Here is a 23,146-nt window from a genome sequence, read left to right on the forward strand (position 1 = left end):
TGCGAGCATGCCGTGCCTACAATCCGAACAGGCCCCTCAACGATGGCCATTGCGCGCCGGGGTGGCCCATTGTCACCTCCATGACCTCCTCGAAGAAGGCGAAGTGATCGTCGTCCATCACCAGATGATGGCTGAGCAGGCCGATGGGTTCTTCCGGATCGCCGAAGCGATGCTCGAAGATCTCGTCGAAGCGGCGTTGGGCGGATTCCCAGCCGATGAACCGGCGCTCCCGCTTCCACTTGATCGGATCGAGATGGGTCTGGAGCCGGTGCGGGGCCTTCTCGACATTCGAGGTGAAGGTGGAAAGGCCGGGCAGGCCGATGCCGGGGGCCGCTGCCGCGATCTCGTCGGAAATCCTGTTCCACGGCGGCACGAGCGCGGGGATGAACCGCTCGCCGAACAGTGCCTCCAGTTTCTCGCGCCCCGCGATCAACTCGCGCAGGGCCTCGTCCATATCGCGTCGGATGCCCAGTTCGGCAGCCTTTTCGCCTTCCTCCCGGATCTGATGGTTCTTGTGTTGCCAGCCATGCTGGAGCACGACGGCATGCGGCTCGCCATCCAGTCGCGCTGCCAGAGCGTCGCCCGCGCCCTTGGGAATGACGGCAAGACCGATATCCACGCCGTAGCCGTTTGCGATGTCGAGCAGGCGGTCAAGCGCCGGCGTCGGCTCGATCGCATCGTCGTCGCGCCACCAGAAGCTCAGCCGGATGCCGCGGTCCGCAAAGCGGGCGAGGTGGGCGGAAAGGGCAGTGCGAAACCTGGCCCTTTCTTCGGAACGCGGATCGCTCATCGGCGCTTTTCCCATTCTCGTATCAATATGTCGGCGGAAGCCTCCGCCCCGTTCATGTCCGTGGGCGTTTCGATGCGGGACAGGGCGAGCGCGTCGTCGGCGGCCCGCGCCAGAGTTTCAGGCGTCAGCGTCGTCTCCTCCACGCAGACGACACGTCCGCGCTCGGCAAGCGCCATCGCGCGGGTGGTCTGCTCGTTTTCGCCTTCCTCGGCGAAGGGCACAAGAACGCCCGGCACGCCCGCGGCCAGCACATCGAGCGTGGTGTTATAGCCGGCCTGGCTGATGGAAAGCCGGGCGCGGCCGAGCAGGCCCGGAAAATCGGACCTTGCGCGTTCCACGACGATCCCGGTGCCGCCCGATGCCGCGAGGGCCTCGAAATCGTGAGCCGCTATCCGGTGCCCGACGAGAAGTCGCCATGTCGCATCGCCCGCGCGCGTCGAAAACGCCCGGGCCCCGATCGCGCAATCAAGCATGCGCAGGGCGCCGACCCCGCCGCCGCAGGAAACGACCACCTCGTCGCGGCCTTCGTCGTTCGGCGGTTCCGCCCGTTTGCCGGGATAGACGTACCCCGTGTATCTGACGAGATGGGCCACCCTGTCTGCGAACGGAAAGCTGTCGTCGAGGCGCACCATCGCGGGATCGGAGTGAACAAGGATCAGGTCGAAATAGCGCTGCGCCGTCTCCGCCATCGCTTCCTCCTTGCGCGGGTCGGCCTTGCGCACGAGGATGTCGCGCACCGACCCGGCAACGAGCGGCCGGTGGGGCGATGCGGTGGCAAGTTCCATGAGCGGGGTCAGCTCGAAGGAAAGCTGCCGACGGCCGAGGGGATAGGTTTCGGTCAGCAGGATGTCGGGCCGGCAGGCATCGAACAGGTCGAGCAGGCGATCCCGGCGCGTGTCCTTCCATTGCTGGTCGATCGGCCGGTCATTCTCGTCGATCAGTTCGCGAAAGCTGGCATCGCGGGCGCGCACCGGCGGCAGGGCGGCAATCGTCAGCCCGTCTGTATCAAGCGTCGGAGGCGGGGTGTTGCCGCAGGCCAGCGTCACCGCGCAGCCGCGCCGGGAGAGCGCGCGGCCGATGGCCCCGGCCCGGATCACATGGCCGGTTCCAAGCAGGTGCTGGACGTATATCAGGACTGTTGGTTTTGCCGACACGACGGTGCGCTGCTCCCCCGGTAAGCGTTGCACGTTTGGCGGACGATCGCGTCGAGCCGCGACGAGGCGGCGTGGATGTCATGATTTTCGAGCACGTGAGTGCGTGCCCGCCCGCCCATCGCCGCAAGCCGCGTCCGGTCGGCGAGAGCAATGCGCAAGGCTTTGGCAAAGGCCGTGGCGTCGCCGACCGGGGCAAGCCAGCCCGTCTCCCCGTCGCGCACGATATCGGGAACGCCGCCGGCCGCACCGGCAACAACCGTCAGGCCCGATGCCTGCGCCTCAAGAAAGACCAGACCATAAGCCTCGTTGACGGCGGGCCACACGAAGAGATCGGCATCGGCATAGACGCCGGCGATCTCGTCGGGGGCGAGCTCACCGCGCCACTCCACACGTTCGCGCGGCAGAAGCGCCAGAACCGTCTCACGCATCTCGCCATCGCCGACGAGTCGCAATGTCCAGTCGAGATCCCCGATCTGCCCGAGCGCTTCGGCAAGCACGCGATAGGATGCCATCTTGTCCCCGGCACGCATCATGGCGACGGTAACGAGGCGCATTGGCCCACCCGCAACGGATAGTCTTTCCGAGGCAGTAAATGGAGCCGCATCGATGAAAGGCGGCAGGATGGTCAGCCGTTCGGGCGCGACGACGGCGGCAAGGCCCGCCGCATCGCGGCGATGACAGGCGATAACCGCATCCGCGCGTTTGAGCATCGTCTCGGCGGCAGCGAAGCCGTAGGCCCAGGGGCCCTCGCGCCGCCGTTCCGCGCGGCTTGCCTCCATCGCGATATAGGGAATGCTCAGTGCATCGGCGACGCGCGTGCCGAGCCAGTCAGGCGCCTTGTGGTAGAGGTGATAGGTCAGCCAGAGATCGGGCGCGCCTTCATCGCGGAACCGCTCGATCAGCGATTGCGCTTCCGCGATGGCCGCGCGTTCCTTCTCCTTTTGCGCCTCCACGCCGCCTTCCCTGAGCCAGAGCCGCAACCGGCTCGGCTGGATCACCGCGTGCCCGGCCATCCCCAGCGCGCGCACGATCATCCGTCCCATTTGGCGATCCCCGGAGGGAACGGGGCTGTCGAGCGGCTTGAGCGGGGCGTAGAAGGCGATCTTCATCGGCTCTCTCACCCGGCGGCGCGCAGGGTGGCGGGTTTCAGCTTTTCCGCCAGCCGGTCGATGCCGGGATTTGAGGAAAAGCGCGCGCGGACATGCTTTGCCGCCGCCGCGCCCAACCGCGCACGTCGCGCGGGATCGCGAATGAGGGCTTCGAGCGCCTTTGCCAGCGTCTCGGGATCGTGCGGCGGCACGAGGACCCCCGTTTCTCCATCCTCGATTAGTTCGGGAATGGCGGAGACCCGCGTCGACAGGCAGCACAGAGCGAGCGACTGCGCTTCCATCAGCACGTTCGGCAGACCGTCGCGGTCGCCCGATTTTGCGATCCGGGAGGGCAGGGTGAAGAGGTCGGCCGCCTCACAGGCATTGATCACCGCCTCGCGGGCCTGGGCCCCGTGCCAGACGATGCGATCGGCGATGCCGGCTTTTTCAGCTGCCGCGTGAAGCCGCGCCTTCAGCGCACCGCCGCCGATATGGTCGAAACGCCAGGCGAGATCTTTCGGCAGCATCGCGAGGGCGGCGATCAGATCGTCATAACCCTTTTTCTCCACCAGCCGTCCGACGGAGAGGATGCGGACCGGCTCTGAGGCCCCGTCGCGGGCAGGACGTTCGGCAGGCGGCTGCGGAAAGCGGGAGAAGTCGAGGCCGTGGTAGACGAGTTCCACAGCATCCGGTCGGCCTGCAAGCCCGTTCAGATGATCGACATTGACCTTCGTGCAGGTCACGCCCCACGCGGCGTCCTTCAGCTTTTCCTTCAGGTCCCAGTTGGGCGAGGTCCAGATATCCTTGGCGTGGGCGGAGAACGACCAGGGCATGCCGAGGATCAGCGCCGCGTAGCGGGTGACGGAGGCGGGCGTGTGCAGATAATGGGTGTGCAGCCAGGTCACGTCGGCCGGCAGTTCATGGGCGAAGACGCAGGCTTGCCCGAAGCGGCGATAACGGTTGGCGCTGCGGTCGCGGGCAAGGTCGGCTTCGAAGGCGCCGCGCGCGGCGGCGAAGCCCGGTTGCGTTTCCGCCCAGCTGCGCGCCCGGGCGACGCGTTTGGGATCGTCCTTCAGATATTCCGGAAGATAGAGAACCTCGGCTGAAATCTCGCGGTGCAGGTCATGCAGATGCGGATCGGTGGGATGGCGCAGCGAGACGATGAGCTGCTCCACGCCGCGCCGCTCCAGACCGAGGATTTCCTGAGCGATGAAGGTCTCCGACAGGCGGGGGTAGCCTTTCACGACGACGGCGATGCGCGGCATCGGATGCTCCGGTGAGGTGTTCTGTTTCGGATCGTCTGGCGCCGGTGCGTCAGCCGAGGGCCCGTTTGGCTTCTTCCTCGTCGACGGCGCCGGAGAGGATCTGCTGGACCCGGTCGTTGATCACGGTGAGGCCGTCGAGAAGTCCGTCGAGGCCGGCAGCCGACGGCGGGCTGGCTATCGGCAGGGCTGCGAGAGCGTCCGTCATCAGATCGGTATTGGGATAGGAGTCGATCGGCAGGACGTTCGCAAGCCCATTCGCCTCGGCCCGGTTTGCGCGGATCGCCTGTTCGCGCCGGGGCTCGATGCGTGGCACCAGAAGGGTCGGCTTGTCGAAGGAAAGGATCTCGCAGAACGTGTTGTAGCCGCCCATGCCGACGACGGCCGCCGCGCGATCGAGATAGGGCTCGATCTGGGGCGTGAAGTCGATGATGTGGATGTTGTCGAGCGCCTCGGCCCTGGCCATGAACTGGGCCTGTGCCTCCGGCGCCATGAAAGGGCCCAGCACGATCAGCGCCGGCAGCAGAGGCGCGCGTTGCGCTTCGTAGGCGCGCAGCACCCAGTCGATAAGCTCCTCGCCGTCCCCGCCGCCGCCGGGCGTGACGAGGATGAAGGGATCGTCCGAAAAATGGAAATTCTCCATCGGCCGTTGGGCGCGCGGCAAGTCGCGGCGCAGGTAGCCGGTATAGAGGGTCTTCGAACGCACCGATTCAGGCAGTCCGAGGCCCGCAAGCGGGTCGTGGATGCTCGGCTGGCCGTAAATCCAGATCTCGTCGTAGAGATCGGTCAGCGCCGGGGTGACGTTCTTGCGCTCCCACTCCTCGCGCAGCGTCTCCGGATCGTCCATCACGTCGCGCAGGCCCAGAACCAGGCGGGTTCCCGCTGCCTTCAGCGTCTCTAGCGTCGGCAGCACCTCGCCGCGAAGGCCGGTGGGTTCCTTGTCGACGATGAAGATGTCCGGATTGTAGACCTGCGCCGTGTGCTCGATGATCGACGAGCGGATCGCCAGTGTATGCTCGATATCGATGTGCAGATTGAGGGAAGTGTATTCGCCGTTCCTGAGCTTGATGACGCCCGGAATGCGTACAAAATCCACCCGCGCACGAAAATCGAAGCTGCCGATGATCGGCGAGCCGGACAGGATCAGGACCGAGAGTTCGCTGATCTGGCCCACCAGCGCATGCGCGATCGCACGGCAGCGGCGCAGGTGGCCGAGGCCGAAGGAATCGTGGCTGTATATGAGAATTTTCGGCTTGTCGGTCAGCATCGGATGCCCGCTTGCAAGGTGGAGAGCCCGAACGGGCAGCCGTTGTAAAGGTTCGTGGTCAGATGGTCTTGCATGGCCGGGGCGATTGCCAACCCGGCGGACAATTCCGGATCAAAAGGTTCAGGTTCCGCTCGCAACAAGGGGTAAACCAAAGGACGCGTCCCTTGTTACTGGCCTTGCTACCGGCCTTGTTGACGGGCCGGTTTGCGCCTTTCTCCTAAATGGCGGCCCGTCCCTCGAGCACTGGCGAACGTCCGAACGGGCGCCCCGTTCGAATACTCCGGTCCCCTGCGATCGGCAATGCAAAGGTTTCATCAGGCAGCCGGTCAACGTTTAACGGTTGCCCGAAATCTCCGCAACCACCTTGCGCCATCCCCCTTTGCCGCCGGAAAGCTGCCGTTTTTGCGCTGCAGCACGAATGTCATTGTTTCCAGACGTTTGCGCAAGCGCTGAGGTCCGCAAAGAGCCCCACAAAGATAATACCCGGGTGACCACCGGCTGGTCGCCCAGGGTGCGTAATCGACAAAGGGATCTATGCTCATTCCCTTGCGCCCGTTATGCTGTCGCACCCCACGGCAAGCGATGATGTTCGGACCGGGTGGCTGCCCGGTTTTGTTTTCAGGTTCTCCCTATGGAAAGAAGTCTGTTCCGTTTCATATGGAAGTATAGCAAGAGGCAGCAGCTCGTGATCCTTTTTATCACGACGCTCTCCTTCCCGCTGCTTTACATCATGTTGGAACTGCCGAAGCTCATCGTCAACGACGCGATTCAGGGGGATGGCTTTCCGCGCAACGTCGCGGGCGTCGAGCTGGAGCAGATCCCCTATCTGCTCGTTCTGTGCTTCGCCTTTCTCGGCCTCGTCTTCCTGAACAATGGGGTGAAGTACACCCTCAATGTCTACAAGGGGCTGACCGGCGAGCGCATGCTGCGGCGGCTGCGCTACGATCTGTTCCAGCGCGTGCTGCGGTTCCGTCTGCCTCAGTTCCGTCGCGTGTCGTCGGGCGAGATCATCCCGATGATCACTTCCGAGGTGGAGGACCTGGGGGGCTTCATCGGCGATGCGATCGCCGTTCCCGCCTTCCAGGGCGGAACGTTGCTGGTCTATCTCGGCTTCATCTTCGTTCAGGACCCGTTCCTCGGCCTGGCCGCCATCGCGCTCTATCCGGCCCAGGGCTACATCATCCCCAAGCTGCAGCGCCGCGTCGTGCTCCTGGCGCGCGAGCGCGTGCGCAACGTCCGCTCGATTGCCGACCGGGTGGGAGAGGGCATCAGCGGCGTCGGCGAGATTCACGCCAACGACACCTCCGCATGGCATCTGGCGGATCTGTCGAACCGCCTGCACACGAATTTCACCATCCGCTACGAGATCTTCAGACGCAAGTACATGATCAAGTTCCTGAATAACTTGATCAATCAGCTGACGCCATTTTTCTTTTATTCCATCGGCGGCTATCTCGTCATCAAGGGAAACCTGAGCTTCGGCGCGCTTGTCGCGGTCCTTGCGGCCTACAAGGATCTCGCGGGCCCCTGGAAGGAGCTGCTCGACTACTATCAGACCCAGGCCGACTGCTCCGTGAAGTATGAGACGGTCATCGAAAATTTCGATCCGCCCGAGATCTATCCGCTGGAGCGGCTGACGAGCGACGAGGTTGCGGAGCTCAACGGAGAGCTCGTTCTGTCCTCCGTCTCCTTTTCCGAAGGCGGCGGACGGCCGGAGGCGCAGGCGATCACGCTGAGCGTCCCTGACGGCGCTCATTGTGCTGTCGTCGGGGACGATCGTTCGGGGCGTTCGGAAGTCCTGATGCTCGCCGCCGGGCTGTTGACGCCGGATGGCGGAAGGGTCGAGATCGGCGGCCACAATGTCGATGGGCTGGCGGCGGCGACGCTCGGCAGGTTGATCGGCTACGTGGCCTCCGGCGCGCACATCTTTACCGGCACCATGCGCGACAATCTCCAGTACGGGCTGCGGCATCGCCCCGTCACTGTGGCCGAGGCCGTGGAAGATGCGCTTCCCGACATCGCCTATCGGCGCAAGGAGGCGGCCGTGACGGCCAATTCGCCTTACGACATCTCGGCGGAATGGGAGGACTACGAGGCGGCGGGGGTGGAGAACCGCGAAGCGCTGGACACACGCTCGATCGAGGTTCTGAAGGCGGTCGGTCTCGACGACGATGTCTATCACATGGGCCTGCAGGCCCGACTTCACGACGGACAGGCCCTGGCCGAGCGCATGCTCGGCTTGCGCGCGGCCATCGGCGAGCGGGTGAAAGCGGAAACCAAACTGCAGGATCTCGTGGAATTGTGGGATATCGACCGGTTCAACCGTAGCGCGTCTCTGGCGGAGAACCTTCTTTTCGGCTTGCCGGCCGATCCCGCCGTCTCCTTCGAACGGATTCCCGAGAGCGAACGCTTCATCGGCTTCCTGAAGAGAAGCGGACTTTATTCCCCGCTCATCGCCATCGGCCGCAAGACGGCGGAAATGATGGTGGAACTCTTCGGCAGCCTGTCCGCAGGGTCCAGCCTGCAGGAGAACTTCTCCTTTATCGCGCCCGAGCAGATGCCGGATATCGAACGGATCCTGCGCAAGGGCGGGGCCGGCGACGCCGACCTCGCCGCCGAGGACGCCCGGCTGCTCATCGGCATCGCGTTGAAGCTGGTGCCTGCCAAGCATCGTCTCGGCGTCGTCGACAGCGAGATGGAGGCGAAGATCGTCGCCGCCCGCAAGACCTTCCACGAAAGGGTCGGGACCGCGAACGGCAAGTTTGTCCTGTTCGACCGCGGTGCCTGGGTCGGGCCGCTCTCGATCGAAGACAATCTCATATTCGGCAAGCCGCGCGGCGACCGGCGCGATGCGCGCGAGCGCATCGAGGTGTTCATCGGCGAAATGGTCGACGAGATGGCATTGCGCGAACCGATCCTGAAGGCCGGGCTCGACTACAATGTCGGCGTCGCCGGCTCGCGGCTGACGGTCAGCCAGCGCGAGAAGGTGGCGCTCGCCCGGGCCTTCCTGAAGCGGCCGCGGATTCTCATCATCGACGGTATCGCTGCCGGCGCAAACGCACATGACAGGAAACTCCGCGAGGCGATCCGCACGGCTATGGACGGGCGAACGGTTCTCTTCGGCCTCGACGATCCTCAGGTCGCCGATGAGTTTCCGTACACGGTCGCGCTCACCGGCGGTCGTGCAAGTGAACTGGAAGGCCCGCGCAACCGCGAAGCTGGGCGCGTACCGACCGAAGACGTTGCGTCGTGAGCGGGCGAGTGGCGCTGGCCGAAGGATCGCGTAGCGATGCGGGTGTCCGGGTTTGACAGCAATAGGAAAGGCAGATCAGGCTATTTTACCGATCTGACGGCCTTGCTCGAATACATGACGACTGTTCGACGGTCGCAAACGAACGGATGGATTCGATCTGGACGGCACAATAGGTCTAGGGTGTCGTTTCGATAAACGGGACTTGAATGGCAGTGGAACGGCAAAGACATGCAGAAATGGAGGGGCGGGGCGCTTATCCGTCCTGCCGTTTGCTCCCCTCTTCGGACGGGGGCGGCCGGATTTGGCGCTGTGGTTCGCGGACCATGCCGCAAGCTGCTGCTGCTCGCACAGGTCCATTCAAACTTGCGCCTTCCGATGGAACCCCACCACCAGACCAACCCGGTCTCCTTGATGTGTCCACACCATGGATCTGCGCCGGTGCGGGAAAGAGTCGCCCATGACAATCGACAGTGAAGCTAATGCCTTGTGCAAGATTCCCCTGTTCCGTGGGATAGAGGCGACGAAGCTGCGGTTGCTTGCCTTCATCAGCGAGCGCGTCCGCTACACGCCGGGAGAGAGGCTTTGCTCCCAGGGCGAACCCGGCGACAGTGCGTTCATCATCCTCTCCGGCGACGCGGACGTGGTCGTGGCCACGGAGAATGGCGACCAGGTCGTCGCGAAAGTCGGCGCGAATGACATCGTCGGCGAGATTGCCATCCTGTGCGATGTACCGCGCACGGCCACGCTCGTTGCCGTCTCCGACATGGATGTCCTGACCATCTCCAAGGATAATTTCCTGAAGCTTCTCAAGGAGTTTCCCGAAATGGCACTGGAGGTCATGCGGGTTCTTGCCCAGCGCCTGGAAAAAACCACCCGCGATCTCGGGGCTGTGAGCGCGATTCTTTCAGAGCGGGCGGCAGGCTGATCGCCTGCCCGCCGTGACCATGCGTGCCGGCCTGTCGCGCGGACGACCGGCCTTCGCCCTTCCGCCTTACTTCACCGTGGTTTGAAACGTCCGATCTGTGATCCGGATCACAGCGATGTTGCATCGTGCCGCTAGTATACGCATGCTTGAAACGGGATTTATCCGGCGGGGCGTAATGGCTGTTCCAAGCGGGCTGCGACAGTAGCGAGAACGATCCGAAGCCGGCCGGTGTCGGGGGAAGGCGGTGGCCGGCTCGCGTCGACGTCGCACAAAGTACCAGACGTATGCTTGTCATGCGGGCCGAATATCGGCTTTTCTGGCAAGAACTGTGTTCTGCGTGCCCGCGCGTTGCGGAGTTGCAGGGCCGCAAAGTGTCGGGACGAGACGGGATCGGTGACGGGAGGCGTCCGCAAACCGTTCGCGAACCGCGATCAGGCAGGAGTTTGCCGCATTGGCGCGTGAATTTTCCTTGCGTTTCTGGGGCGTGCGCGGATCAACGCCCACGCCGGGGCCGGAGACGCTGCGATACGGAGGGGAGACCACCTCTCTGGAGATTCGCGCCGGCGAGAGGGTCATTCTGATCGATTGCGGTTCCGGTGCGCGCAAGCTTGGCCGCGACCTGATGGAACGCGAGCAGCGGGATGTCGATCTTCTGTTCACGCATACGCATCTCGACCACATCTGCGGGCTGCCGTTCTTTCAGCCCGCCTATGATGCGGGATACCGGGTGCGCTGCTGGGCGGGACACTTTGCCGATCCGCGCTGCCTGATGGAGGTGGTGAGCCGGATCATGTCTCCGCCGATCTTTCCGGTGGCCGCCGAAACGCTGAAGGGCGTTACGTTCGAGACATTTCTTGCAGGCAGTACGTGGTCGCTGGGCGATGTCGGGATCGAGACGATGCGGTTGAACCATCCGGGCGGGGCCTGCGGCTACAGGTTTTCCTTCGAGGGGCGGTCACTGGCGATCATCACCGACCACGAGCATGGCGATGCGGAGATCGATGCCGCTGTCGAAGCCTTCGTCGAAGGCGTGGACGTGATGGTCTATGACGCCATGTACTGTGACGAGGAACTGCCGAAATTCCGCGGATGGGGGCATTCCACGTGGGAGGAAGCGCTGCGTCTGGCGGCACGGGCCGGCGTCAAGCGACCGGTGATCTTTCATCACGATCCGGCGCGCGGCGATGACGCGCTGGACAGAATTTCCGAAGAAGTGGTCCGGCGCCATGAAGGCGCGCTGGTGGCCGTCCAGGGAGAGACGATCGATCTTTGAAGCGCAGCTGATAGCGAGGCGGCGTTGACCCGCCTCGCCAGTGCAGATCGAGACGTTCGAGGAAACCTGGAAAATTCCGGGAGGGGCAAGGGCAAGCCGGAAAGCGGTTTCGCAGATCTCCCTGTCGAGATGGAAGCGGGCGCGTCTTGCGTCGCGCAGAGGGCAAACGCGGGGTGCTACCGTGGCGCGGGTCCCGAGGCTGTTTCGCAGACAGACGATGTCGGAGGCTATCCCGCCGCGCATGGCGGAGGAGATCGTTCGCCGCGATGCGGCCGCCGAACGTCTGATAGGTTGGGTCCAACTCGGCGTTGTTCTGTTCTTCGCGCTGCTCTATTTCATTGCGCCGCGCGCGGAAGGGGGCACAGGCTTCAATTTCGTGCCCTGGGCGCTCGGCGTCTATTTCCTGTTTACGGTGTGGCGGCTGGCCCTGTCCTACCGGCGCGAATTGCCGGGCTGGGCGCTCAATCTGTCCATCGTCGCCGATATGCTGCTGCTCGTCGGCATCATCTTTTCCTTTCACATCCAGTACAACCAGCACCCGACCTTCTACCTGAAGGCGCCGACGGTGATGTACATGTTCCTGTTCATCGCCCTGCGCGCGCTCAGGCTCGATCCGCGCTTCGTGCTGACCGCCGGCTTCGTCGCGGCGACGGGCTGGATCGCGCTGGTTGCCTATGCGGTGATGGCCGATCCCGAGCACATGCTGGTCACCCGCAACTACGTTCGCTACCTCACCTCCAACTCGATCCTGATCGGGGCCGAATTCGACAAGCTCATCATCATCGTTGCAGTGACGCTGCTGCTTGCCTTCGGCCTTGCCCGCGCCCGCGGCATCTTCTTGGAGGCGATCCGCGATCACCTGGCCGCCAGCGATCTCAAGCGCTTCTTCGCGCCTGAGGTCGCGCGCACGATTGTCGGTGCTGAACGGGAGATCGAAGTGGGGCGCGGCATGGTCGTGGAGGCAGCGGTTCTCATGGTCGATATCCGTGGCTTCTCGCGTGCCGCAGCCGAGCTTTCCCCCGAGACGGTCATGCGGGTGCTCGGTTGCTATCAGGGCTGCACGGTTCCGGTAATCCAGCGGCGCGGTGGCCGGGTCGACAAGTTTCTGGGCGACGGCATCCTCGCCACCTTCGGCGCCATCGCTCCCTCGCAGACCTATGCGGCCGATGCTCTTGCGGCAGCGATGGAAATCGTTGCCGTGATCAATGCAGCGCAACGGGATTTCGAGGACGCCGGGTGGATCGGAAAGTTCCGCGTCGGCGTTGCCGTCGCATCGGGCAGCCTGACGATCGGAGTCGTGGGTGTGGCCGACAGGCTGGAATACACGGTTATCGGAGGGCCGGTGAACCTCGCCGTAAAGCTGGAAGACGCGAACAAGACGTTCGACACCTGCGCTATAGCGGCCGGCGATACCTACCGGCTCGCCCGGAATCAGGGAGCCCGGGTGTCGGCGCTCGACGTGCTGCATGACGTTTCTGTGGCCGGGTGGGACCGGTCCCTGGACGTGGCGCTTCTCGTGCGCAGGGAAGAAAGCCCGGAGATACCGCGGCCGGCCGACCCGTCGGGTCGCGCTTTCTCGACTTCCTCCGACGGCATGGCTTGACCCGAAGCCGTCGACCTGCAAGCTGTCGCGGGATCAACAATCCGGCCGGCCGGTCGGGTTCATTTCCGGGAGGATACGCATGCAGTTGGATGGTTCGCTCGCCGCGGTTGTAACCGGCGGGGCTTCAGGGCTTGGGGCAGCCACGGGAAAGATGCTGGCCGAGGCCGGCGTCAAGGTGACGCTGTTCGACCTGAACGCGGAACAGGGAGAGAAGACCGCTGCCGAGATCGGCGCGAAATTCGTAAAGGTGGACGTCTCCAGCGAGGAAAGTGTCGTGGCCGGCTTTGCCGCGGCCCGTGCCGCCAACGGTCAGGAGCGCATTCTGGTCAATTGCGCCGGCATCGGCCCGGCGGCCAAGACCGTCTCGCGCGGCCAGCCCCATTCGATGGATCTGTTTGAGAAGACGATCGCCATCAATCTCGTCGGCAGCTATCGCTGCATCACCCATTCGGCCGCGGGCATGATCACGCTTGATCCCGTGACGGAGGACGGCGGGCGCGGTGTGATGGTTTCCACCGCGTCGGTGGCGGCCTTCGATGGCCAGATCGGCCAGGCGGCCTATTCCGCCTCCAAGGGTGGTATCGCCGCCATGACGCTGCCGGTCGCCCGCGATCTGTCGCAATACGGCATCCGCGTCATGACGATCGCGCCGGGTATCTTCGAGACGCCGATGCTGATGGGCCTGCCGCAGGAGGTTCAGGACAGCCTGGGCAAGCAGGTGCCGTTCCCCTCGCGCCTCGGCAAGCCGGCCGAATACGCGAAGCTGGTGAAGTCGATCTGCGAGAACGACATGCTCAACGGTGAGATCATCCGCCTCGATGGCGCCATCCGCATGGCGCCGCGCTAAGAGCGGCCATCGCTTGAACGAACGGTGCTGATCGACAGGGAACGCCGGGGACACGTGCCGGAAGCGTCGTCCTGTCGATCAGCTTTCTTTCATCGTATCGCAAAGCCCTCGGCGCGCACCGCGGCCATGCGGGAACGGCTGATGGGCAATCGGGTGCCGTCGTCCATCTCGACGAAAAGGCTGCGACCTTCCGTGACCAGCCCGCGCACCGCATCGCGCGCCACCCAGTGCGAGCGATGGATCTGCAGGCCGTCCTCTTCGGCCAATTCCTCGAGGGCATCGGAAAAGCGGACGAGCACCATGGCATGTCCGCGCCGGGTGTAAGCCTCCACGTAGTGATCGCTGGCGCTCAGCCGGGTGAGCTGCGATCCGAGTTCCGGTGGCAGGCGCCTGGTGAACTGTGGTGGGGAAGGAGGCGCATCCGACGTGTCGGGCGTGGCACGGTCCTGATCGTCTTCCCGCTTCTGGAACAACCCGACGACAAGGGCGATTGCCGTCACGGTGACGGTGACGCTGGCGAGGATCTCCAACACGGATGAGCGATCGGGCAGCGTACCTCGGGCGATCCCGAGCAGGGCGACGACAACGGCGAACACCGGAGGCGAAGCCGCAAGTCCGGCTATCGCGAACCGGGGCATCACCGCAAACCGCGCCCGCAGGAACGTGGACACGACGACGATTACGAAGGAGGCGACGAGGGAGCTGAATGTCGCGATCGCGAGCCGCAGCAGGATCTGGCGCAGGGTCTGGGTGAGCGGCGCGGACAGCGAGATCTCGTCGACGGAGGTGATGATCGATACCGCCGCGATGATCGCCCAGAATGTCGGCGATCCGAGCAGCCCGTACCATTTGCGAAGCGCGAGTTGTGCTCTCGTGTCGTTCACGAAACGGATTTCCCCACTCACGAAATGACGCTCGCAAATGTTCTGGCTGTCCCTGACATGTCCAAGGCATCGCCCGTTCGGGCTTGTCTGTGCAAGGGATGTGTCGTCATGATCGTACTCGACATCATACAGGGGACGCCAGTTTGGGTCTGGCTGCTTCTGGCTTTCCTCATCTATCGCGGATTGCGCTGCACGCATGCGCGCCGCAGCGGCTTGTATGCGCCACTGATCCTTCCGCTCGTCATGCTTGTGGTATCGCTGAGCGGCGGCCGGGTTGCGACGGGAGAACCCGCCGATCTTGCCTGGATGGCGGCATTTGCCGCCGGCATCCTTGCAGGTGCAGCGGCCGCCAGTCGCATGGCGATCGAGGTGGAGCCCGGGCCGCCCGCAAGCCTGCTGCTGCCGGGCAGCTGGGCGAGCCTGATCCTGATCCTGGCGATATTCTCGCTCAATTACGCCCTGGGCGTCATGCACGCCATGGCGCCGGATCTTGCCGCCTCACCACTTGTCGCAACCGTCGCGGCACTCCTGCGTGGCGGCTTTGGCGGGGTGTTTTTCGGGCGCGGGCTCGCCATCGTCTGGCGCGCCAGGGCCCTGGCGGATGTCGCCCGGGCCGATGGTGCACGCTGATCGGTAAGACCCGAGCGACGGGGTGGGGCTGCCACTCCGTCGCCATCGCCTCAGGCCACCGCGCGTTCCTTCTTGCGGGCAAGGCCTTCCACCACGTTGAGAATGATCCGGTGCCCGGCCTCCTGATCGAGCGACATGATCGACTCGGGATGGAACTGCACCGCCGCGATAGGCTCGCGCGTGTGTTCGATCGCCATGATCGTGCCGTCCTCGCTCTCCGAGACCACGCGGAAATAGGCCGGAAGCGTGTCGCGCTTCGCGTGGAGCGAATGGTAGCGCCCGACGGTGACCGGCGATGTGAGACCGTGGAAGAGCAGCGAATCCGGCTCGAACCGGACCGAAGACGGTTTGCCGTGCATGGGCGTGTCGAGCTGGGCGAGTTCTCCGCCAAGGCTTTCGGCCAGCGCCTGCAGGCCGAGGCACACGCCGAAGATCGGCAGACCGCGGGCCCGCGCCCGCCCGATGGTCGCCGCGCAGTCGAAGTCACGCGGATTTCCCGGGCCGGGCGACAGGACGACGAGGTCGGGGTTCACGTCGTGGAAGACCGCGTCGGCCACCGGCGAGCGATAGGTGACGACCTCGGCACCCGTCTGTCGGAAATAGTTGGCGAGCGTGTGGACGAAGCTGTCCTCATGGTCGACCAGCAGGATCTTCACGCCCGCGCCGGGCAGGGGGCCTTTCTGGGCGGCGGCAGCCGGGCCAAGGGCCAGACCCGCTTCGCGCACGGCCGCGCGCATGGCCTCGGCCTTCAGCTCGGTCTCGGCTTCCTCGTCCTCCGGCACGCTGTCAAAAAGCAACGTGGCGCCGGCGCGGATCTGGGCCACGCCGTCCTTGATGCGCACGGTGCGGAGCGTCAGACCGGTGTTCATGTCGCCGTTGAAGAGAACGGCACCGATGGCCCCGCCGTACCAGGCGCGGGGGCTCTTCTCGTGGTTCTCCACGAACTCCATCGCCCAGCGCTTCGGCGCGCCCGTGACCGTCACCGCCCAGGTGTGGGAGAGGAAGGCGTCGAGCGCATCCATGTCGTCGCGCAGCATGCCCTCGATGTGGTCGACGGTGTGGATGAGCCGCGAATACATCTCGATCTGCCGCCGGCCGATCATCCGCACCGACCCGGGCACGCAGATGCGCGACTTGTCGTTGCGGTCGACGTCGGAGCACATGGTCAGCTCCGCCTCGTCCTTCTTGGAGTTCAGCAGCTTGCGAATCTGCGCCTCGTCCTCGATGGCGTTGCGGCCGCGCCGGATGGTGCCGGAAATCGGGCACGTCTCCACGCGCTTGCCGCCCGTCACGCGCACATACATTTCCGGCGAGGCGCCGACGAGATATTCCGCATGGCCGAGATTGATGAAGAAGGCGTAGGGCGCGGGGTTGATCGCCTGAAGCCGGCGCGAAACAGCGGAGGGCGGATTGGGGCAGTTCTCGAAGAACGTCTGGCCCGGCACGGTCTCAAACAGGTCGCCGCGCTTGAAGTAGGCCATCGCCTCGCGCACAAGATCGGCATATTCACCGGGTTTGTGATCGCCGCGCCCCGGATCGCCCGTGGCCGCCTTGTAGGGCATGCTTTCGCCGGTCCGCTCCAGCCCTTGCGTGGACTTTCCGTCCGCCTCGAACTCGTATTCCAGCACGTGCGCCTTGCGGCCGTAATGGTCGACGATGAGAATCTCGTCCGGCAGATAAAGCACCAGATCGCGCTGGTCGGACGGGCGCTCCAGCTTCAGATCGATCGGTTCGAACTGGAAGCAGAGATCGTATCCGAAGGCGCCGTAGAGCCCGAGATGATCGTCGGGGCAGGCGAAAAGAGCGCTCAGCGCGCGCACGATGGAAAACGTGGAGGGCTGCCGCGAGCGTTGTTCCTCGGGCAGGAAGCGTGTCGGCTCCGCGATGAGCGCGGCGTAACCGTTATCGAGCTCCTTCATCTCCGCGATGTCGGGGTTGCCTTCGAGTGCCCGCCCGATCGCGGGCAACAGAACGTGGCCGCGATCGTTGAGCGCGCGGATCGTCACCGTGCGCGCACTCGATTCCACGACGAGCGGCGGATTGACCAGCGCCATGTCCCAGCGCGTGTAGCGACCGGGATACTCGTAGGAAGAGGAAAACACCGCACCGCGTTCCGAGTCGAGCCGGGCCATCCACGCGCCGGTGCCGGTCTCGTAATCGGCCTCTCTGAGGCTGCGCGAAACGGTGATTCCTCCCGCCGTTTCGAAGCGCTGATCTGCCTTGAGATTCATTTCCGTTCGCTCCTTCGTTCCATCACCACCCGGGATCGCATGGATCGGGGGCCGGAAACGACGAGGCCGCCCGAGGGGAGATCCCTGGGCGGCCTCGTCGTCACCGGCATGCGGACATGCGTCGTCACGGCCACCCTAAGGTCGCCACCACCAGCCCGTCATGTTGTGCGCGTTTGTCATGGCGATTTGGATACCCGAAAGCGCAAGGGGATGCAACGGCCGTGCGCCGGCCTCTTGCACGACAATGCCCGCGGGCCCCGTGGGAGAGTGTCGCGGCCCCTGCGGGCCGCCTCATGCATATGGCGCAGTGACAGAGGAGTCCGGCTCACGCTAAGCTCACGTTACGGACAATTACGGGGTGCGGAATGCAGCAGAAACGCGACGTGATGCAAACGATCGGGGTCTTGGCGGAGACGGTGGGCGTGTCTGTTCGGCCCGAATGGCGAGACGGCGTGGCGGCGCATTTCGAGGCGATCGCCAACGCGGCGGACGAGGTCGCGACGGTATCGCTTCCGCAGACGGCCGAACCGGCCTGGCGTTTTGAGGCCTGATTCATGCATCTTGATCCCCTGCTCGGCACCACTGCCGAAATCGTCGAGGCGGTGCGTCTGCGCGAGGTTTCCGCGCTCGACATGGCGAAGCTCGCCATAGCCGCCGCCGAGGCTGTCAATCCGCGCATCAACGCCTTCACCGAAATCACCGCCGAGCGCGCGCTGGCGGAGGCGGATGCGCTCGATACCCGCATCGCGGCCGGCGAGCCTGTCCCCGCGCTGGCGGGGTTGCCCTATGCGGTCAAGAACCTCTTCGACATAGAGGGCGTGACCACGCGCGCGGGCTCAAAAGTCAACCGTGACAACCCGCCCGCCGTATCCGACGCGGCGCTGGTGGCGCGGATGAAGGCCGCCGGTGCGCTGCTTGTCGGCGCGCTCAACATGGACGAGTACGCCTACGGCTTCACGGGCACCAACGAGCACGACGGCGATGTGCGCAATCCGCATGACCAAAGCCGGATGGCGGGCGGCTCGTCGGCCGGTGCGGGCGCGGCGGTTGCGGCCGGCGTGGTGCCGCTGGCGCTGGGCTCCGACACGAACGGCTCGATCCGTGTGCCCGCCTCATTCTGCGGCACGTTCGGGCTGAAGGCGACCTACGGCCGGTTTTCGCGCGCCGGCGCCTTTCCCTTCGTGACCAGTTTCGATCATGTCGGCCCGCTGGCGCGATCCGCACGAGGGCTCGCGCTCCTGCACGACGCGATTGCCGGGTACGATCCGGCCGATCCCGTTTCCGCGCGCCATCCGCTGATGTCGTGTGAGGCCGCGCTGGAGGAGGGGGGCGACGGCTTGCGGATCGCCGTGGCCGGCGGCTGGTTCCGCCAGAATGCGACATCTCGGGCGCTCGCGGCCGTCGATCTGGCGGCGCGCGCACTTGGTGTGGAGCGCGAGGTGGAATTGCCAGAGACCCGAAAGGCGCGGCTGGCGGCCTATGTGCTGACGGCATCCGAGGGAGGCGCCCTGCATCTCGACCGGCTGCGCGAGCGCCCGGACGACTTCGAGGAAGAGACCCGCAACCGGCTGATCGCCGGCGCGCTCGTGCCCGGTGCCTGGGCGATGCAGGCCCAGCGCGTGCGCCGCTGGTATCGCGAACAGGTTCTCGCCCTCTTCGATACGGTCGACGCGATCCTGACACCGACGACGCCGTTTCCCGCCCCCGCTTTCGGCACCTCGACCATCGAGATCGACGGCGCGACCTTGCCACTGGAGCCGAATATCGGGATTTACACCCAGCCGTTCTCCTTCATCGGCCTACCGGCGGTGTCCGTTCCTGTCTGGCTTGAGGGTGAAAGGATGCCGTATGGCGTCCAGATCGTCACGGCGCCGTGGCGCGAGGATATCGCACTCAGGATCGCCGACACGCTGGAACGCGAGGGCGTGGCGGAAGCGCGTGTGGCGATGATGGAGGAATAGGAGAACCTTTACTCCCAAAGCCACGCCGCCCCGCGCACGCCGGAGGAATCGCCATGGCGTGCCTTGACGATCGGTGTCGACCAGGCATCGGCAAAGACGCGGGGCGCGATCAACTCGGGCAGGCACTCGTAGAGGCGATCGACATTCGATATGCCGCCGCCCAGCACGATTGTATCCGGGTCAAGGATATCGATCAGAACCGCGAGAGCGCGGGCGAGCCTGTCGGCGTAGCGCCGCATCGTGGCCTGTGCGGCGGGGGCGTCGGATGCCGCGATTTCCGCTGCCGTCATCCGCTCGCCGGTTGTCGCCAGATGATCGCGCTCCAATCCCGAACCGGAGACGAAGGTCTCGTTGCATCCCTTGCGTCCGCACCAGCAGGTTGGGCCGGGGTGTTCCTCGATGGTCATCCACGGCAGCGGCGTGTGGCCGAATTCGCCGGCCAGTCCCTGCCGGCCGTCGAGTGCCCGCCCGTCGATGGCGATCCCCGATCCGCAGCCAGTGCCGAGAATGAGCGCCAGCGTCACGTGCGCCCCGGCCGCAGCCCCGTCGCGGGCTTCGGAGACGGCGAAACAGTTGGCATCGTTCTCGATGCGCACGACCCGTGAAAGCGCGGTTTCGAGATCACGTTTCAGCGGCTTGCCATTGAGCCAGACGGAGTTTGCGTTTCGCACAAGGCCCGTTACCGGTGAAATGGAACCGGGAATGCCGACGCCGACGGTGGCCGGCCTGGCGGTTTCCGTCTCGATGCCCGCAACGAGATCGCGCGCCGCGTTGATGCAGCCGGTATAGTCGCCACGCGGCGTCGGTACGCGTCTGCGGATCAGCTCGGTGCCCGCGTCGTCGAGCGCGACGGCCTCGATCTTCGTGCCGCCCCAGTCCAGTCCGATCCGCATCGTCAGGCCTTCTTGACCGGTGTTTCGAAGGCCGCATGCTCGCCCGGTGCAAGATCCTTCGGCTGCTTGCCGTAGGTCCTGAATTTCTTCATGACACGCGTCATCTCGGCATCATCGAGAATGACGACCGGCTTGTCGGTCGCCGCCGCCATCTGGGTCGCGAGGAAATACTGGTGGCAAAGCTCCTCCACCTCGCCGGCAAGCCACAACGCCTTTGAGAGCGTGGCGCCGAAGGCGATCTGGCCATGATTGGCGAGAAGGCAGGCGGAGCGCTCTTCAAGGGCCTTGATCATGTTGTGCGAAAGCTCAGCCGTACCGAAGGTGGCGTAGTCCGCGCATCTGAGCGTCGCCCCACCCGCGACCGCGATCATGTAGTGAAAGGGCGGTATGTCGAGGCGCAGGCAGGAGAGTGACGCTGCGTGGCTTGAGTGAACATGCACGATCGCGCCGGCTTCCGGCCGCGCCCGGTAGATATCGAGATGCATGCGCCATTCCGATGAGGGAAGCCAGTCGCCCTCGTAGGCGCCGTCAAGATCCATCGCCACGATCTGGTCCGGAGAAAGATCATCGTAGGGGATGCCCGAGGGCGTGACGAGAAAGCCCGTATCGGTGCGTGCCGACACGTTGCCGGACGTTCCCGTATTGAGCCCGGAGGCGTTCATCGCGCGGCAGGTGGCGATAATGGCGTTGCGCAGGTCTGTGTCGGACATGGTCCTCTCTGGCGATCTTGTGGCGCGGGGCGTTGACTGGGCGGCGATCGTCATTCCGGCAGCGGGATGAACTCTTCCTCGTCGCCGGGAACGATATCGAACCTGTGCGACTTCCACTCCTCCTTCGCCTTGTCGATGCGCTCCTTGGAAGAGGAAACGAAGTTCCACCAGATGTAGCGCCGCCCGTCCATCGGTTCGCCGCCCAGCAACTGGAAGCGGGCGGGCGTGACCGCATTGACGCGCACGGCGTCGCCGGGGCGGAACACCAGCAACTGGCCGGGGCCGAACATCTCGCCGGAGATTTCGATCTCTCCGGAAAGCGTGTAAATCGCACGCTCCTCATAGCCGGCATCGATCGGCAATTGGGCGCCGGGTTCCAGCGAGACATCCGCATAGAAGGTGTCGGAATAGGTCGGCGTGGCGGCCTTCTCTCCGAAAAGCTCGCCGATGATGACCCGCACCCGCGTGCCGCCGTCGGAGAGAAACGGCAGGTCCGCCTTGCCGATATGGGTGAAGGCGGGAGCCACCTCTTCCCTGTCTTTCGGCAGCGCCACCCATGTCTGTATGCCGAACAGGCTGGAGCCGCTCGCGCGCACTTCGGGGGCCGTGCGCTCGGAATGAACGATGCCGCGTCCCGCCGTCATCCAGTTGACATCGCCCGGGCGGATCGCCTGCGCCGAGCCGAGGCTGTCGCGATGGAATATCTCGCCCTCGTAAAGATAGGTGACGGTCGCAAGCCCGATATGGGGATGCGGGCGCACGTCGAGGCCGTGACCGGTGATGAACTCGGCCGGGCCCATCTGGTCGAAGAAAATGAAAGGGCCGACCATCCGCCGCCTGACGGACGGCAGCGCGCGCCGCACTTCGAAACCGCCGATGTCGCTGACACGCGGCACGACGATCGTTTCCACCTCATCGCACGAACGTCCGTCGCCGGGGCGGGGGTCTTCTGGTCGCCTGGACATGGATGCCTCCTTGGTCGAAGTCCTTACCTTACCCCTTTGTGCGCCCGACACACAGACGATGTGGTGACACGTGCACACGCGAGGGCGGAGCCGTCGGAAGGCGAGGACACCGGCAGATGGCAGGCTTGCAAACGGGCCCCCGTTTCTGGAACAATCGGCCCACCGGGCAGGCGATGCGGCATTAGGACGGTTCCGCATCGACGGCCGAGCGTTGCACCGGTCGTCGCTGAGCCATGATTGCGGGCTTTCTGCGGCGGCCGAGGGTTTGGGAGGACCCGCCGCTCGATGGAGATGAGTTACAACATTCCGCTCGTGATCCTGTCGGTGGTCATCGCTGTTCAGGGAAGCTATGTCGGACTGCTTCTCGCCCGCTCGCTGGCGGATCGGGCGGGGGCGCAATGGAAGATCAGGCTCGGGGCGGCGGCGGTTTCGTTCGCGGTTTCCATATGGGCCATGCACTTCATCGGCATGCTGGCGATCCGTCTGGACCTGCCCGTCGACTACGACGTGCTGTTGACGGTCGTCTCCGCGCTCATCGCCATGCTCGCCGTCGGGGCCGCGCTCTTTTTCGGCATGGTCATTCGGCCGGGAAGGCTGAGCCTCGGGCTCGGCGGGGCGATGATGGGCGGCGGTATTTCCGCCATGCACTACATCGGCATGAGCGCTCTGACCGGTGTCACCTGTCTCTACGATCCGGTCATGGTCGCCGCCTCCGTCGCCGTTGGCATGGGAGCATCGATGTTGGGGCTCTGGCTGCTTTTCGTCGGCGGTCGGGGGCAGGGGCTCGTGACATCCGCGCTGGTCTTGGGCGGCGCGATCTCCGGCATGCATTACACCGCAATGGCAGCCGCACGCTTTGAGCCGCTTGCCGCAGTCGTGCCGTTCACCGCTCCGGCGCTCACCAACGACATGCTTGCGATCATTGTCGCGGTCATCGCTTTCGCCATTTCCGCGATCTTTTTTCTGACGCTGCTTCCAGACACGATCGACAGGGGCGCGGCGGCAGAGCGTGCCGGAACCGCCTCGCAGGTCGATTGGACGGGCGACACGTCTCAAGTCGACGGCGGTGCCGCGCGCATCCCTGTCACCAAGGATGGGCGGACAGTTTTGCTCGCGCCCGCAGACGTCTACGCGGTTCGGGCGGATGCGCATTATTCGATCGTGTTCGACGGAGAGCGAACGTATTTCTGTTCGCTCTCAATCTCGCAGATCGAGGCCCGCGTGGGCCCGGCGGGGCTCGTGCGCGTCCACCGCAGCCATCTGGTCAATCTGGACCATGCGGCCGCGCTCAGCCGGCGCGGCGAACAGGGCGTCCTCGAACTCGACGGCGATACGCCCTATCGCGTGCCGGTCAGCCGGACCCGGTTGAAGACCCTGAGGACAGCGCTCGGCGTCTGACGACGGCGAGCC

General features: G+C 64.9%; 19 protein-coding genes. 9 read left to right on the forward strand and 10 right to left on the reverse strand.

From position 1 onward, the window contains the following. Positions 1-16 precede the first annotated feature (16 nt). Genes V2L18_RS05825 through V2L18_RS05845 form a run of 5 tightly spaced genes read right to left on the reverse strand, consistent with a single transcriptional unit; the run spans position 17 to position 5,561 of the window. On the reverse strand, positions 17-790 hold the full coding sequence (locus tag V2L18_RS05825; RefSeq protein WP_336176936.1) for a polysaccharide deacetylase family protein: 774 nt from the start codon (positions 788-790) through the stop codon (positions 17-19). Further along, positions 787-1,944, reverse strand: a complete 1,158-nt coding sequence (locus V2L18_RS05830; protein ID WP_336176937.1) for a glycosyltransferase — start codon at positions 1,942-1,944, stop codon at positions 787-789. The genes V2L18_RS05825 and V2L18_RS05830 overlap by 4 nt, the downstream gene beginning before the upstream one ends. Then, positions 1,920-3,053: a glycosyltransferase family 4 protein gene (locus V2L18_RS05835; protein ID WP_336176938.1), complete on the reverse strand. Its 1,134-nt coding sequence runs from the start codon at positions 3,051-3,053 to the stop codon at positions 1,920-1,922. Before V2L18_RS05835 ends, V2L18_RS05830 begins: the two co-directional genes overlap by 25 nt. An 8-nt stretch (positions 3,054-3,061) precedes the next feature. After that, positions 3,062-4,297 carry a glycosyltransferase family 4 protein gene (locus V2L18_RS05840; RefSeq protein ID WP_336176939.1) on the reverse strand — a complete coding sequence of 412 codons (1,236 nt, stop codon included), beginning with the start codon at positions 4,295-4,297 and terminating at the stop codon, positions 3,062-3,064. Between the two features lie 49 nt (positions 4,298-4,346). Then, positions 4,347-5,561 carry a glycosyltransferase gene (locus V2L18_RS05845; protein WP_336176940.1) on the reverse strand — a complete coding sequence of 405 codons (1,215 nt, stop codon included), beginning with the start codon at positions 5,559-5,561 and terminating at the stop codon, positions 4,347-4,349. Between the two features lie 685 nt (positions 5,562-6,246). Between V2L18_RS05845 and V2L18_RS05850 the strand changes: the two genes are divergently transcribed. The 5 genes from V2L18_RS05850 (at position 6,247) to V2L18_RS05870 (ending at position 13,462) form a co-directional block, all read left to right on the forward strand. Further along, on the forward strand, positions 6,247-8,814 hold the full coding sequence (locus V2L18_RS05850; RefSeq protein WP_336176942.1) for an ABC transporter transmembrane domain-containing protein: 2,568 nt from the start codon (positions 6,247-6,249) through the stop codon (positions 8,812-8,814). A 457-nt stretch (positions 8,815-9,271) separates the two neighbouring features. Further along, positions 9,272-9,739 (forward strand): Crp/Fnr family transcriptional regulator, encoded by a 468-nt coding sequence (locus V2L18_RS05855; protein ID WP_336177022.1) that lies wholly within the window; start codon positions 9,272-9,274, stop codon positions 9,737-9,739. 451 nt (positions 9,740-10,190) lie between these two features. Next, positions 10,191-11,012 (forward strand): MBL fold metallo-hydrolase, encoded by an 822-nt coding sequence (locus V2L18_RS05860; protein ID WP_336176944.1) that lies wholly within the window; start codon positions 10,191-10,193, stop codon positions 11,010-11,012. A 217-nt stretch (positions 11,013-11,229) separates the two neighbouring features. Continuing rightward, positions 11,230-12,615 (forward strand): adenylate/guanylate cyclase domain-containing protein, encoded by a 1,386-nt coding sequence (locus tag V2L18_RS05865; RefSeq protein ID WP_336176945.1) that lies wholly within the window; start codon positions 11,230-11,232, stop codon positions 12,613-12,615. Between the two features lie 79 nt (positions 12,616-12,694). Continuing rightward, entirely contained in the window at positions 12,695-13,462 is a 768-nt protein-coding gene (locus V2L18_RS05870) for an SDR family NAD(P)-dependent oxidoreductase (protein ID WP_336176947.1), read from the forward strand. Between the two features lie 89 nt (positions 13,463-13,551). On the opposite strand, the gene V2L18_RS05875 is transcribed toward V2L18_RS05870, so the two are convergent. After that, on the reverse strand, positions 13,552-14,346 hold the full coding sequence (locus V2L18_RS05875; protein ID WP_336176948.1) for a LytTR family DNA-binding domain-containing protein: 795 nt from the start codon (positions 14,344-14,346) through the stop codon (positions 13,552-13,554). A 108-nt stretch (positions 14,347-14,454) separates the two neighbouring features. Here V2L18_RS05875 and V2L18_RS05880 point away from each other — a divergent pair, with 108 nt between their 5' ends. Continuing rightward, entirely contained in the window at positions 14,455-14,976 is a 522-nt protein-coding gene (locus V2L18_RS05880; RefSeq protein WP_336176950.1) for a DUF6622 family protein, read from the forward strand. Positions 14,977-15,026: 50 nt separating this feature from the next. Here V2L18_RS05880 and V2L18_RS05885 read toward each other — a convergent pair whose 3' ends face one another. After that, complete coding sequence (locus V2L18_RS05885; RefSeq protein ID WP_336176952.1) at positions 15,027-17,207, reverse strand: anthranilate synthase; 2,181 nt, start codon at positions 17,205-17,207, stop codon at positions 15,027-15,029. A 365-nt stretch (positions 17,208-17,572) separates the two neighbouring features. On the opposite strand from V2L18_RS05885, the gene V2L18_RS05890 reads away from it, so the two are divergent. Together V2L18_RS05890 and V2L18_RS05895 are read left to right on the forward strand one after the other, a co-directional pair. Continuing rightward, positions 17,573-17,758: a DUF4089 domain-containing protein gene (locus V2L18_RS05890; protein WP_336176954.1), complete on the forward strand. Its 186-nt coding sequence runs from the start codon at positions 17,573-17,575 to the stop codon at positions 17,756-17,758. Between the two features lie 3 nt (positions 17,759-17,761). Beyond that, entirely contained in the window at positions 17,762-19,168 is a 1,407-nt protein-coding gene (locus tag V2L18_RS05895; RefSeq protein WP_336176956.1) for an AtzE family amidohydrolase, read from the forward strand. 8 nt (positions 19,169-19,176) lie between these two features. On the opposite strand, the gene V2L18_RS05900 is transcribed toward V2L18_RS05895, so the two are convergent. The 3 genes from V2L18_RS05900 to V2L18_RS05910 are packed head-to-tail and all read right to left on the reverse strand — an operon-like array spanning position 19,177 to position 21,736. Next, positions 19,177-20,061 carry an ROK family protein gene (locus V2L18_RS05900; protein WP_336176958.1) on the reverse strand — a complete coding sequence of 295 codons (885 nt, stop codon included), beginning with the start codon at positions 20,059-20,061 and terminating at the stop codon, positions 19,177-19,179. A gap of 2 nt (positions 20,062-20,063) precedes the next feature. After that, positions 20,064-20,771, reverse strand: a complete 708-nt coding sequence (locus tag V2L18_RS05905; protein ID WP_336176960.1) for a class II aldolase/adducin family protein — start codon at positions 20,769-20,771, stop codon at positions 20,064-20,066. Positions 20,772-20,821: 50 nt separating this feature from the next. Next, complete coding sequence (locus V2L18_RS05910; RefSeq protein WP_336176962.1) at positions 20,822-21,736, reverse strand: pirin family protein; 915 nt, start codon at positions 21,734-21,736, stop codon at positions 20,822-20,824. Positions 21,737-22,021: 285 nt separating this feature from the next. Here V2L18_RS05910 and V2L18_RS05915 point away from each other — a divergent pair, with 285 nt between their 5' ends. Beyond that, complete coding sequence (locus V2L18_RS05915) at positions 22,022-23,134, forward strand: MHYT domain-containing protein (RefSeq protein ID WP_336176964.1); 1,113 nt, start codon at positions 22,022-22,024, stop codon at positions 23,132-23,134. Positions 23,135-23,146 lie beyond the last annotated feature (12 nt).

The sequence above is a fragment of the Breoghania sp. JC706 genome, from assembly GCF_037026715.1.
Lineage (GTDB): Bacteria > Pseudomonadota > Alphaproteobacteria > Rhizobiales > Stappiaceae > Breoghania.